Origin of the sequence: Pseudomonas sp. NPDC087615 (assembly GCF_044743445.1) — a bacterium.
Lineage (GTDB): Bacteria > Pseudomonadota > Gammaproteobacteria > Pseudomonadales > Pseudomonadaceae > Aquipseudomonas > Aquipseudomonas baetica_A.
Genome location: NZ_JBIUWM010000065.1, coordinates 16,806 through 28,816, shown reverse-complemented (window position 1 = coordinate 28,816; position 12,011 = coordinate 16,806). Strand labels below are relative to the sequence as shown.

Genomic DNA, 12,011 nt, shown 5'->3' with positions numbered 1-12,011 from the left:
TCCCACTCGTGCTTTAAGCACCGCGGACTCACTGCTTGCCATCCACCCCTCTCATCTCAGAGTTTATTCCCAGATCAAGACACAAGCGGGCTTGCTCGCGAAGGCAGTAGATCAGCCAACATTTTTGTCGACTGATACTCCGCCTTCGCGAGCAAGCCCGCTCCCACAGGGGCATTGCGTATTGCTGGACGACCGGATTACTGCCCCGGAATGTCCTTGCGCAGTTTCACCGGATCTTGCTGCTTCTTTTTGGCCATCGCGCCGCGCAGTTTGATGTTGATCGCTTCCACCGCCAGCGAGAACGCCATGGCGAAGTAGACGTAACCTTTGGGTACGTGCACATCGAACGATTCAGCGATCAGTACCGTACCGACCACCAACAGGAACGACAGCGCGAGCATCTTCAGGGACGGATGTTTGTCGATGAATTCGCTGATCTTGCCCGACGCCGCCATCATCACCAGCACCGCGACGATGATCGCTGCAACCATCACCGGGACATGGGACACCATGCCGACCGCCGTGATCACCGAGTCCAGCGAGAAGACGATGTCGATGATCGCGATCTGAATAATGGTGTAGAGGAAGTTACCGCCCTTGCCCGAAGGCTCGTCGCCGCTTTCGTCTTCACCTTCCAGCGCGTGGTACATCTCCTGCGAGCTTTTCCACAGCAGGAACAGCCCCCCGAAGAACAGGATCAGGTCACGCCCGGAGATGCCCTGGCCGAACACTTCGAACAGGTCGGCGGTGAGGCGCATGACCCAAGTGATCGACAGCAGCAACAGGATCCGCGTGATCATGGCCAGGCCAAGACCGAAGATCCGGGTGCGCGGCTGCATGTGTTTGGGCATGCGGCTGACCAGGATCGAAATCATGATGATGTTATCGATACCCAGGACAATTTCCAGGGCGGTCAGGGTAAAGAAGGCAACCCAGATTTCGGGGTTGGTCAGCCAATCCATGTGTATTCCTTTGAGCGTGTGTTAAACCGAAAAAGGTCCTGGCTTCAAACCACGAAGCCAGGACCGCAAACGGTGAGTCTTGGGCTTATAGAGTGCTGAACACCGGGAAAGTCCCGAGCAGCAGTGCAGCAATCAGAATGCAGATACAAACCAGGATCGCCCATTTGAGGGTGAACCGCTGGTGGTCGCCAAAATCAATCCCGGCCAGGGCCACCAACAGATAGGTCGATGGCACCAGCGGGCTGAGCAAGTGAACGGGCTGACCGACGATCGAGGCCCGGGCCATTTCCACGGCGGTGATGCCGTAGTGACTGGCGGCTTCGGCCATCACCGGCAACACGCCATAGTAGAACGCGTCGTTGGACATGAAGAACGTGAACGGCATGCTCACCAGTGCCGTGATCACGGCCAGGTAAGGACCGAGGAAATCCGGGATCACCGCCAGCAGGCTCTTGGACATCGCATCGACCATGCCGGTGCCCGACAGGATACCGGTGAAGATACCCGCCGCAAAGATCAGCCCGACCACTGCCAGTACACTGCCGGCGTGGGCCGCGATGCGGTCCTTCTGCATTTGCAGGCAAGGATAGTTGACGATCATGGCAATACTGAACGCCACCATGAACAACACCGGCAGCGGCAACAGGCCAGCGATCAGGGTGCACATCAGGCCGAAGGTCAGGGCGCCGTTGAACCAGATCAGCTTCGGACGACGGGCGTCCGGGAACTGCGAAACGCTGATTTCGCTGTGATCGATCTCGTCGTCGATCAGGTGCAACTCACCCAGACGCGCTCGCTCACGTTTGCCGTAGAAATAGGCAATGACCAGAATCGCCACCACGCCGGCCGCCATGGCCGGAATCATCGGTACGAAGATGTCCGAAGGGTCGACGTGCAACGCACTGGCAGCACGGGCGGTCGGGCCGCCCCATGGCGTCATGTTCATCACGCCACCGGCAAGGATGATCAGGCCAGCCATGATTCGCGGGCTCATGCCGATGCGGCTATACAGCGGCAGCATGGCGGCCACGCAGATCATGTAAGTGGTCGCGCCGTCACCGTCGAGGGAAACGACGAGCGCCAGTACGGCGGTGCCGACCGAAACTTTCAGCGGGTCGCCCTTGACCAGTTTGAGGATCTTGCGCACGGCCGGGTCGAACAGACCGGAGTCGATCATCAGGGCGAAATAGAGAATGGCGAACATCAGCATCACGCCGGTCGGCGCAAGCTTGGTGATGCCTTCGAGCATCATCGGACCGATCTTCGGCGCAAAACCACCGAACAGAGCAAAAAGGATCGGGATGATGATCAGAGCGATCAGCGCGGACAGGCGCTTGGTCATGATCAGGAACATGAACGTGATGACCATGGCGAAGCCAAGGAAAGTCAGCATGGGAATACTCCAGGCGTAGCGCGGCTAATTGAATGAGCGGATCGGACGGGATCAGCGCAGAACGGGGAGCACGAGACGTACGGACGGAGTGACAGCGCGGAGGCGGGCTACAGAGGACATCAGAATCACCATTGTTGTTGTTAATTGGGCCTTGCATGCGAGCAATCACACGCGTTGGCCAACCGGTCTGTTGCCGGCAGTGGGGGCGATCCTAATGGGGGAAGCTTTCAGCCAGCTTTCGCGGGTGAAAGCTTTGAGTGAACGGTCAACCGGCCCGCCGAATGCGGCGGGCGTCATCAAAAAACAGCCAGATTCAGCGGCCTCATGGCGCCCATCCAGATCGCATGCTCGGTGTGATCAAGCAAATCATCGCCCGTGTCCGGGTGCAAAAACACCACCAAGCCTTGGCGATTGAGTGCCAGCCACGGCAGCACGTCGCCGATCAGCTCCGGGCCGAAGGCCAATTGGCAACTCCAGTCCGGGTGCGGGCCGACCGGGCGTTCGTGGACGCGGCCCATTTGCAGTGCAAACAACTGCGCAGCCCGCTCGCACAAGGCCCGCGCCCGTTCAAGGGTGCTGGCATCAAAATAGACATGGGCGTGGTAACCCTTGATCGCTTGCATCGCAAACCCTCGAAAATCGGTTCGAACCCTTGTCGTTACGCGTATGTCACACGCCATACAAGGGAAAACAAAAGGGATCAGCCATGAAAAATGCCGAAACCCCGGTGGTCAAAGTGGTGCTCTATGGTGCCATGAGTAGCCTGGGCGGCGCGTTGATGGCTGAGTTGCTGCGCCGACAGCACGAAGTCATCGCTATTCTCGACGACCTCACCGCGCTCGCGCCGCGCCCGGGTCTGCGCACCAAGAGCGGCGATCTGTTCGATTCAGAGCGGGTCAATCAAAGTGTCTCCGGCAGCTCGGCGGTCATCTGTTTGCTTGATGCGCCGGGTTTGCCGTTCAGCAGCGAACAGGTTGAACGCACGGCCCTGCTGGGGCCGGTCGAGCAGGTATTGGCGGTGGATTCGCTGGTGGATGGCCTGCAAGCGGCCAATGTCTCGCGGCTGTTTCTGGTGGGCGATTTTGCCGTGCTCGACGAGCCGGATCGGGATGATCGCCTGCAACGCCACGCTGCCGAAGAAATCCGCGAAGCGCTGCAGAGCAGTCCGCTGAAGTGGACGCTGGTCAATGCGCCTCACAGCTTAGCGGGGTTGACGATTGAGCATTTCAACCAGGTCAGTAGCAGTCTGGAGACGGGACTGGCGCAACCGCTGGAACGCCTGAATCGCGTGGCGGTAGGGATTGCCGATGAGCTGCGCTTGAATCTGCATGTGGGCCAGCATGTAAATTTTGTGGCGTCTTCGGATTCGTAAAAATCTTCAAACCGCAATCGACGCAAATCCCAACCCGCTCAGAGACTCAACGCTGCCGGCCTGCTCCGCCATCAACCAATCGACAAACTGCTGAATCAACGCCCCTCGGCGTTTGCGCTGCGGCAGCACCACGTAGTAGCCGAGGCGCGACAACGTGGTTTCGGCGATGGGTCGGCACAGCAAACCTTGGGTCAGCAAGTTATCCACAAGGTGCCGCCAGCCAATCGCCACGCCCTGGCCGCCAATTGCCGCTTGAATCATCAGGGTGTAATTGTCGAAACGCAGTTGCCCCGGGGCTGGCGGCGCAGTGATGCCAAGCTCGCGGAACAGCCCGCTCCAGTCGAACCAGTTGCTGCTGTTTTCACCACGCAGGTGCAGCAACGGGAGTTCCAGCAACGTGTCAGCCGGTAAGGGTAACGAGCGATCCTTGAGCAATTGCGGACTGCACACCGGGAACACTTCCTCGCTGAATAGCCAGTGGCTTTCACCCTGTTTGAACCGCCCGTCGCCAAACAGGATGGCCACGTCGATGTCGGTGCGCAGCATATTGTGGTTGCGCTCGCTGGTGACCAGGCTGACGTCAACGTGGGGATTGGCTTCATGGAAACGGTGCAGTCGTGGCATCAGCCAATACGCCGCGAAGGCGAAGTCGGTGGCGACTTGCAACACCTCATGCTGCTGTTGGGCGCTGATTGCGCTCAATCCTGCATCGATATTCTGCAAACCGAGCTGAACCTGTTCAAAAAGAATCGTGCCGACCTCAGTCAGTTCGATGCCCCGGTAGATGCGATCAAACAGGCGCGTGCCGAGCTGTTCCTCAAGCCGTTTGATCTGCTGGCTGATCGCCGGTTGCGTGGTGCCAAGCTCTACCGCGGCGGCGGTAAAACTGCGCTGACGGGCGGCGGCTTCGAAGGCGCGGAGCAAGTCCAGAGACAAATCGCCAAGAGCGTCATACATAAGCTGTGCTTATCCTAGTCATTGTCCGGCACGGGCTTTACCGGATAGCGCATGGACTCCATGCTCGATTGCAGCAATGTCGCATAAATATTCACTATGGAATGCCGCGATCACATGAAGCGCAAGAATATTCTTTTCATCATGGCCGATCAGATGGCCGCGCCAATGTTGCCGATCTATGGCCCATCGCCGATCAAACTGCCGAATCTTTCGCGCCTCGCCGCCCAAGGCGTGGTGTTCGATGCCGCTTACTGCAACAGCCCATTGTGCGCACCGTCGCGCTTCACCCTGGTCAGCGGCCAATTGCCGAGCAAAATCGGCGCCTACGACAACGCCGCTGATTTCCCCGCCGACATCCCGACCTACGCCCACTACCTTCGCCGTCTCGGCTACCGCACCGCGCTGTCGGGCAAGATGCATTTCTGTGGCCCCGATCAGTTGCACGGCTACGAAGAACGCCTGACCAGTGATATCTATCCGGCCGATTACGGTTGGTCGGTGAACTGGGATGAGCCTGACGTGCGGCCGACCTGGTATCACAACATGTCTTCGGTGCTGCAAGCCGGGCCCTGCGTGCGTACCAACCAGCTCGACTTCGACGAAGAGGTGGTGTTCAAGGCCCAGCAATATCTGTTCGATCACATTCGCGAGGACGGCGATCAGCCGTTCTGCCTGACGGTGTCGATGACTCACCCACACGATCCGTACACGATTCCCAAGGCCTTCTGGGATTTGTACGACGATGGCGATATCCCGCTTCCGACAACGCCGGCTCAACACGCACTCGACCCGCATTCGCAACGTCTGCTCAAGGTTTACGACCTGTGGGACAAGCCGCTGCCTGTGGATAAGATTCGCGATGCACGGCGCGCCTACTTCGGCGCTTGCAGCTATATCGACGCCAACGTCGGCAAACTCCTGCAAACCCTTGAAGAAACAGGGCTGATGGACGAAACGATCATCGTCTTCTCCGGCGACCACGGGGACATGCTTGGCGAGAAAGGCCTCTGGTACAAAATGCACTGGTACGAAATGGCCGCCCGCGTCCCCCTGTTGATCAGTGCGCCTGGCCAGTTCGAGGCCGGGCGCATCAGCGCTGCCGTGTCGACCGCAGACCTGTTGCCAACCTTCGTCGAACTGGCCGGCGGCACGCTGGAGCCGGGCCTGCCGCTGGATGGCCGCTCGCTGGTACCACACCTGCAAAGGCAGGGCGGCCATGACGAGGTATTTGGCGAGTACATGGCCGAAGGCACCATCAGTCCGCTGATGATGATCCGCCGTGGCGCCTGGAAATTTATCTACAGTGAAAGCGACCCTTGCCTACTCTTCGACGTAGACAACGATCCGCGCGAGTTGGAAGAACTCAGCCAATCGCCGCAACATCACCAGCTATTCGACGATTTTCTCGCCGAGGCACGGGCCAAGTGGGACATGCCGGCGATCCACCGTGCCGTCCTCGCCAGCCAGCGTCGCCGCCGTTTTGTCGCCGATGCATTGACCGTCGGCAAGCTGAAGAGCTGGGATCACCAGCCTCTGGTCGACGCCAGTCAGCAGTACATGCGCAACCACATCGACCTCGATGATCTGGAACGCAAAGCACGTTATCCACAACCCTGCCAAAACCAATAACGTTAAGGGGAAGTCCATGCGCAAGTTATCCACAGCACTGACGGTCAGCCTGCTGGCTCTGGGCAGTGCCTCGGCATTTGCCGAGCAAAGTTGCGAGACGGTGAAAATGGCCGATCCCGGCTGGAGCGACATCGCCGCGACCAACGCCATCACCGGTTTTCTGCTGGACGGCATGGGCTACAAGGCCAAGGTCGACACCCTCGCGGTACCGATCACCTTCGGCGGCCTGAAGGATGGCCAGGTGGATGTGTTCATGGGGAACTGGATGCCGGCGCAGCAGGGCTTCTACGACAAGTTCATCGCCACCGGTGACGTGACACAACTGGCGAAGAACCTCGACGGCACCGAATTCACCCTCGCCGTGCCGGATTACGTCTGGGACGCGGGTGTGCACAACTTCGCGGATCTGAATACATTCGCCGACAAGTTCGGCAAGAAAATCTACGGCATCGGTTCGGGCGCGCCAGCGAACATCTCGTTGCAGGAAATCATCAAGAAAAATGACTTCGACCTGGGCCAGTGGAAGCTCATCGAGTCCAGCGAACAGGCAATGCTCGCCGAAGTCTCGCGGGCGGTGAAGAAACAGAAGTTCGTCACCTTCCTCGGCTGGACCCCGCATCCGATGAACGTGCAGTTGAAAATGCATTACCTCAAGGGTGGCGAGAAGTATTTTGGCGACACCGGCAGCGTGTTTACGTTGACGCGCAAGGGCTACGCCGAGGCGTGTCCGAATGTGGGTAAATTGCTGACCAATCTTTCGTTCACTCAGGAGATGGAGAACAGCATCATGGCGGAGGTGACCAACAAGAAGGTCAGCAATGCTGAGGCGGTGAAGGCTTGGATCAAGGCGAATCCGGCGGTGCTGGACAAGTGGCTGGACGGCGTGAAGACGCTGGATGGGAAGGCGGCTCTGCCGGCGGTGAAAGCCAGGCTCTGATTCACTAGAGGCCGTCGTCTCACCCCGTGGGAGCGGGCTTGCTCGCGAATGCGGTGTCTCTGTCGAATGACCCACCGCATTCACCAGAGGGCACGCTCCCGCACGTTTTACCCTGTTACTCTTGCGCAAACCCCAAACCGCGAGGACCCATGGCCTTCCCCACTCGCCGCTCACTGTTCCCCTTCCTCACCTGGCTGCCCCGGCAAACCCGCGCCAGCGTCGGACGGGACCTGATCGTCGGCCTCAGCGGTGCAATTCTCGCGTTACCCCAGTCGATTGCCTACGCGCTGATCGCCGGACTCCCACCCGAATACGGTCTCTACGCGGCGATCATCCCGGTGTTGATCGCCTGCCTGTGGGGTTCGTCGTGGCATCTGATCTGCGGGCCTACGGCGGCGATTTCGATTGTGCTGTTTGCCAGCGTCAGTCCATTGGCCGTGCCAGCGTCACAGGACTACATCACCCTGATTCTGCTGCTGACCTTTCTCGCCGGGGTTTTCCAATGGCTGATCGGTTTGCTGCGCTTTGGCGCACTGGTGAACTTCGTCTCGCATTCGGTGGTGCTCGGATTCACCCTGGGCGCGGCGGTGGTGATTGCCATCGGCCAGTTGCCCAATCTGTTGGGGCTGGATCTGCCGGCCAAAGCCACGGCGCTGGCCAGTTTGATGGATCTGCTGCAACACCTCAGGGCTGTGGATAAACCTTCGCTGGTGCTTGGCGTGGCCACGGTCGCGGTCGGCGTGGTGTTGAAACAATTGCTGCCACGCTGGCCAACGCTGTTGATCACGCTGGTACTGGCCAGCTTGCTGGTTTGGCTGTGGCCGGCAATGTTCGGGCATGTGCACCGGGTCAGCGCTTTTATCGGGCGTCTGCCGCCGTTCAGTGGCTTGCCGCTGGATCTGGACTTGATCCTGCGCCTGCTGCCGAGCGCTGTAGCGGTGGGCATGCTCGGGCTGGTCACCAGCCTGTCGATTGCCCGCTCGATTGCAGCGCGCTCGCAACAACTGCTCGACGCCAATCAAGAGGTTCGGGCGCAGGGTTTATCCAATATCGTCGGGGCGTTCTTTTCCGGCTCGCTGTCGGCCGGGTCGTTTACCCGCTCGGGCCTCAGCTACGAGGCGGGCGCCTGCTCGCCGCTGGCCGGAGTGTTTTCGGCGATCTGGGTGGCGCTGTTTGCGATTTTCGGGGCAGGGCTGATCGCGCAGATTCCAATTCCGGCCATGGCCGGCAGCATTTTGTTGATCGCCTGGGGACTGGTGGATCATCGCGGCATTCGGTCATTGCTGCGGGTCAGCCGTGCCGAGTTCGTGGTCATGGCCCTGACCTGTCTCGCCACGTTGCTGCTGGAATTGCAGACGGCGATTTACGCCGGGGTGCTGGCGTCGCTGTTCTTCTATCTCAAGCGCACCTCACAACCACGGGTGCAGCATTTTCGCGATGGTGAGGACGATGTGCTGCGGGTTGGCGGCTCCATTTTTTTCGGCGCCAGCCATTACCTGCAAGTGCGTTTGCAACGCATGCACGGCACGCGGGTGGTGATTGAGGCGCAGCAGATCAACTTCATCGATTATTCAGGGGTGGAGATGCTGCATCAGGAGGCGCGGCGTTTATTGCGTCAGAATCGCAGCCTGACGTTGCGCGGTGCGCGGCCGCAGGTGGTGGAGGAGTTGCGCAAGCTCGAAGGGCCGGAGCAGTGTCCGATCCGGTTTGAGGATTGATCCAGGATCGGCGGTGCGGCCATTCGCGAGCAAGCCCGCGCCCACATTGGAATGCATCTCAAATGTGGGCGCGGGCTTGCTCGCGAAGCTTTTAAAGGGCTAGTTGACGACGCAACTCTTCGAGTACTGGCGCCGTGTCGGGCCGCACTGCGCGCCACAAAAAGAACGCCTCGGCAGCTTGCTCGGCCAGCATGCCCAAACCATCCATCGACACCGCTGCGCCGTGTTCACTGGCCCAGCGGCAGAACGCGGTCGGCTCCTTGCCGTACATCATGTCGTAGCACAGGGTCTTGCCCGGCTCTATCAGGCTCGGCGCAATTGGCGGTACTTCACCGGAGAGGCTGGCGGAGGTGGCGTTGATGATCATGTCCACCGGCTCCTGCAACCAGTCGAAACCGCTGGCCGATACCGGCCCCAGATCGCAGAACAACTCGGCCAGCCATTCGGCCTTGTCCACCGTGCGGTTGGCGATGATCACCGACGCCGGTTGCTCCGCCAGCAACGGCTCCAGCGCCCCACGCACGGCGCCACCGGCGCCGAGCAGCAGGATGCGTTTGCCGGTCAGGCTGAATCCGGCGTTCACCGTCAGATCACGCACCAGTCCGGCGCCGTCGGTGTTGTCGCCCAGCAGCGAGCCGTCAGCCAGTTTGCTCAAGGTGTTCACCGCGCCAGCACGTTGTGCACGAGCGGTCAGGCTGTTGGCCAGACGATAGGCGTCTTCCTTGAATGGCACGGTGACGTTGGCGCCGCGACCTTCCTGGAAAAACGCCGTGGCGCAACCGGAAAAATCGTCGAGGGGCGCCAGCAAGGTGCTGTAGTCGAGGCTCTGCCCGGTCTGTTCGGCGAACAGCTTGTGAATCATCGGCGACTTGCTGTGGCCGATCGGGTTACCGAAAACGACGTAACGATCCATCAGATGTCCTCAGGCCTGGGCGAGCCAGTCGCGGTCTTGCAGGAAGTACTCGGTCAGGCGTGCTTCTTCGCTGCCGGGCTCGGCTTTCCAGTCATAGCCCCAGCGCACTTGCGGCGGCAGCGACATAAGGATCGACTCGGTACGCCCGCCCGATTGCAGGCCGAACAGCGTGCCACGGTCGTAAACCAGGTTGAACTCGACGTAGCGGCCACGGCGGAATTCCTGGAACTCACGCTGCTGGGCGGTGAACGCATCGTGTTTGCGCCGCTGCACGATGGGCAGATAGGCATCGATGTAAGCGTCACCGATGGCACGCATGAAGGCGAAACTGGTGTCGAAGTCCCACTCGTTCAGGTCATCGAAGAACAGGCCGCCGATGCCGCGCGGTTCGTGGCGATGCTTGATGTGAAAGTAGGTGTCGCACCAAGCCTTGTAACGCGGGTAGACGTCCGCACCGAACGGCGCGCAGGCCTGCTCGGCGACGCGGTGCCAATGGATGCAGTCTTCTTCGTTGCCGTAATACGGGGTCAGGTCAAAGCCGCCGCCGAACCACCAGACCGGCTCCTCACCTTCCTTCTCGGCGATGAAAAAGCGCACGTTGGCGTGCGACGTCGGCACATGCGGGTTGTGCGGATGAATCACCAGCGATACGCCGAGGGCTTCAAAACCGCGACCGGCCAGCTCCGGCCGATGGGCGCTGGCCGACGGCGGCAGACCGCTGCCAAAGACATGGGAAAAGTTGACGCCGCCCTTCTCGATCAGCGTGCCGTTTTCGATCACGCGGGTGCGACCGCCACCGCCAGCAGGTCGGGCCCAGGCGTCTTCGACGAAGCGCGTGCCGCCGTCCTCGATTTCCAGCGCGGCGCAGATACGGTCTTGCAGGTCGAGCAGATAGGCCTTTACGGCGTCGGTGCGGGTCGTCATGGCTTCACCTTGAATCGGGCATCACTACGCGGCGCCCCGCAGGCGGGGGTCGACGCAAATGGGCGCGTAGCATACCACCGCAAACCGGCGCACCGCAGTTGACGAAGATCAAGCATGGGAGTTGGATAGGGACCTCACAAAAGACCCAAGGAGAGCAGGCAGATGGCAAAGCGTATCCAGTTCCGCGCCCACGGCGGTCCCGAAGTCCTCGAATATATTGACTACCAGCCTGCGGAGCCTGGCCCGCAGCAGGTTCGCGTGAGCAACAAAGCCATCGGCCTGAACTTCATCGACACCTACTTTCGCAGCGGTCTTTACGCACCGCCGGCCTTGCCGTCCGGTCTGGGCGCGGAAGGTGCGGGCATCGTCGATGCCGTGGGCAGCGAGGTCACCCGGTTCAAGGTCGGTGACCGCGTGGCGTATGGCAGCGGCCCGTTGGGTGCCTACAGCGAACTGCACGTTCTGCCCGAAGCCAATCTGGTGCACCTGCCAGACGCAATCAGTTTCGAAACCGCTGCCGGGGTCATGCTCAAGGGCCTGACCGTGCAGTACCTCCTGCGCCAGACTTTTGAGCTCAAGGGGGGCGAAACCATTCTGTTCCACGCCGCTGCTGGCGGCGTCGGTTCGCTGGCCTGCCAATGGGCGAAGGCGTTGGACGTCAAACTGATCGGCACCGTCAGTTCCAAAGAGAAAGCCGACCTGGCCAAAGCCAACGGCGCTTGGGCGACCATCGACTACAGCCACGAAAACGTCGCGCAGCGCGTGCTGGAGTTGACCGACGGCAAGAAAGTCCCGGTGGTGTATGACGGCGTCGGCAAGGACACCTGGCTGACCTCGCTCGACAGCGTGTCGCCGCGAGGGCTGGTGGTCAGCTTCGGCAACGCGTCCGGTGCAGTCGACGGTGTCAATCTGGGGATTCTTGCAGCGAAAGGTTCGTTGTACGTGACCCGGCCGACCCTGGCGACCTACGCCAACAATGCCGAGAACCTGCAACGCATGGCCGATGAGCTGTTCGAGATGATCATCAGCGGCAAGCTCAACGTGGCTATCAGTCAGCGGTATTCACTGGCGGATGCGGCTAAAGCCCAAACCGAGTTGTCGGCACGGCGCACGACGGGGTCAACAATCCTGTTGCCTTGACCGGCCCCTTCGCGAGCAAGCCCACGCCCACAGAGATCACCGATAACCTGTGGGCGCGGGCTTGCT

Annotated in this window: 11 protein-coding genes; 5 read left to right on the top strand and 6 right to left on the bottom strand. The window is 60.4% G+C overall.

Annotated elements, in window-relative coordinates:
* Positions 1-197 precede the first annotated feature (197 nt).
* From ACIOU6_RS24265 to ACIOU6_RS24255, 3 genes are all read right to left on the bottom strand, one after another.
* A complete protein-coding gene (locus ACIOU6_RS24265) occupies positions 198-962 on the bottom strand; it encodes a TerC family protein (RefSeq protein ID WP_221732250.1) in 765 nt (254 codons plus the stop codon).
* 85 nt (positions 963-1,047) lie between these two features.
* Complete coding sequence (locus tag ACIOU6_RS24260) at positions 1,048-2,355, bottom strand: CitMHS family transporter (protein ID WP_221732249.1); 1,308 nt, start codon at positions 2,353-2,355, stop codon at positions 1,048-1,050.
* 296 nt (positions 2,356-2,651) lie between these two features.
* The gene (locus ACIOU6_RS24255; RefSeq protein WP_221732248.1) at positions 2,652-2,978 is read right to left on the bottom strand and encodes a DOPA 4,5-dioxygenase family protein; all 327 of its coding nucleotides are present in this window, start codon (positions 2,976-2,978) and stop codon (positions 2,652-2,654) included.
* An 83-nt stretch (positions 2,979-3,061) separates the two neighbouring features.
* Here ACIOU6_RS24255 and ACIOU6_RS24250 point away from each other — a divergent pair, with 83 nt between their 5' ends.
* On the top strand, positions 3,062-3,727 hold the full coding sequence (locus tag ACIOU6_RS24250; protein WP_401139098.1) for an NAD(P)-dependent oxidoreductase: 666 nt from the start codon (positions 3,062-3,064) through the stop codon (positions 3,725-3,727).
* 6 nt (positions 3,728-3,733) lie between these two features.
* Here ACIOU6_RS24250 and ACIOU6_RS24245 read toward each other — a convergent pair whose 3' ends face one another.
* The gene (locus ACIOU6_RS24245) at positions 3,734-4,684 is read right to left on the bottom strand and encodes a choline sulfate utilization transcriptional regulator (RefSeq protein WP_221732246.1); all 951 of its coding nucleotides are present in this window, start codon (positions 4,682-4,684) and stop codon (positions 3,734-3,736) included.
* Between the two features lie 114 nt (positions 4,685-4,798).
* Here ACIOU6_RS24245 and betC point away from each other — a divergent pair, with 114 nt between their 5' ends.
* The 3 genes from betC to ACIOU6_RS24230 all read left to right on the top strand — a co-directional run bounded on the left by betC (position 4,799) and on the right by ACIOU6_RS24230 (position 8,968).
* Positions 4,799-6,313 carry a choline-sulfatase gene (gene betC, locus ACIOU6_RS24240; protein WP_221732245.1) on the top strand — a complete coding sequence of 505 codons (1,515 nt, stop codon included), beginning with the start codon at positions 4,799-4,801 and terminating at the stop codon, positions 6,311-6,313.
* Between the two features lie 16 nt (positions 6,314-6,329).
* A complete protein-coding gene (gene choX / locus ACIOU6_RS24235) occupies positions 6,330-7,250 on the top strand; it encodes a choline ABC transporter substrate-binding protein (RefSeq protein WP_401139097.1) in 921 nt (306 codons plus the stop codon).
* Positions 7,251-7,399: 149 nt separating this feature from the next.
* Positions 7,400-8,968 (top strand): SulP family inorganic anion transporter, encoded by a 1,569-nt coding sequence (locus ACIOU6_RS24230; protein WP_401139096.1) that lies wholly within the window; start codon positions 7,400-7,402, stop codon positions 8,966-8,968.
* A 91-nt stretch (positions 8,969-9,059) separates the two neighbouring features.
* On the opposite strand, the gene aroE is transcribed toward ACIOU6_RS24230, so the two are convergent.
* Both aroE and hemF read right to left on the bottom strand, forming a co-directional pair.
* Positions 9,060-9,881, bottom strand: coding sequence for a shikimate dehydrogenase (gene aroE / locus ACIOU6_RS24225; protein WP_221732242.1), 822 nt, complete (start codon positions 9,879-9,881; stop codon positions 9,060-9,062).
* A 9-nt stretch (positions 9,882-9,890) separates the two neighbouring features.
* Complete coding sequence (gene hemF, locus ACIOU6_RS24220) at positions 9,891-10,805, bottom strand: oxygen-dependent coproporphyrinogen oxidase (RefSeq protein ID WP_221732241.1); 915 nt, start codon at positions 10,803-10,805, stop codon at positions 9,891-9,893.
* Between the two features lie 162 nt (positions 10,806-10,967).
* Between hemF and ACIOU6_RS24215 the strand changes: the two genes are divergently transcribed.
* Complete coding sequence (locus ACIOU6_RS24215) at positions 10,968-11,945, top strand: NADPH:quinone reductase (RefSeq protein ID WP_401139095.1); 978 nt, start codon at positions 10,968-10,970, stop codon at positions 11,943-11,945.
* Positions 11,946-12,011: the final 66 nt, after the last annotated feature.

Bases quoted from the DNA above. Each gene is read 5' to 3' on its own strand.
- aroE (WP_221732242.1), bottom strand. From the start codon at position 9,881: ATGGATCGTTACGTCGTTTTCGGTAACCCGATCGGCCACAGCAAGTCG.
- hemF (WP_221732241.1), bottom strand. From the start codon at position 10,805: ATGACGACCCGCACCGACGCCGTAAAGGCCTATCTGCTCGACCTGCAA.
- ACIOU6_RS24255 (WP_221732248.1), bottom strand. From the start codon at position 2,978: ATGCAAGCGATCAAGGGTTACCACGCCCATGTCTATTTTGATGCCAGC.
- ACIOU6_RS24245 (WP_221732246.1), bottom strand. From the start codon at position 4,684: ATGTATGACGCTCTTGGCGATTTGTCTCTGGACTTGCTCCGCGCCTTC.
- ACIOU6_RS24265 (WP_221732250.1), bottom strand. From the start codon at position 962: ATGGATTGGCTGACCAACCCCGAAATCTGGGTTGCCTTCTTTACCCTG.
- ACIOU6_RS24250 (WP_401139098.1), top strand. From the start codon at position 3,062: ATGAAAAATGCCGAAACCCCGGTGGTCAAAGTGGTGCTCTATGGTGCC.
- ACIOU6_RS24230 (WP_401139096.1), top strand. From the start codon at position 7,400: ATGGCCTTCCCCACTCGCCGCTCACTGTTCCCCTTCCTCACCTGGCTG.
- betC (WP_221732245.1), top strand. From the start codon at position 4,799: ATGAAGCGCAAGAATATTCTTTTCATCATGGCCGATCAGATGGCCGCG.
- choX (WP_401139097.1), top strand. From the start codon at position 6,330: ATGCGCAAGTTATCCACAGCACTGACGGTCAGCCTGCTGGCTCTGGGC.
- ACIOU6_RS24260 (WP_221732249.1), bottom strand. From the start codon at position 2,355: ATGCTGACTTTCCTTGGCTTCGCCATGGTCATCACGTTCATGTTCCTG.
- ACIOU6_RS24215 (WP_401139095.1), top strand. From the start codon at position 10,968: ATGGCAAAGCGTATCCAGTTCCGCGCCCACGGCGGTCCCGAAGTCCTC.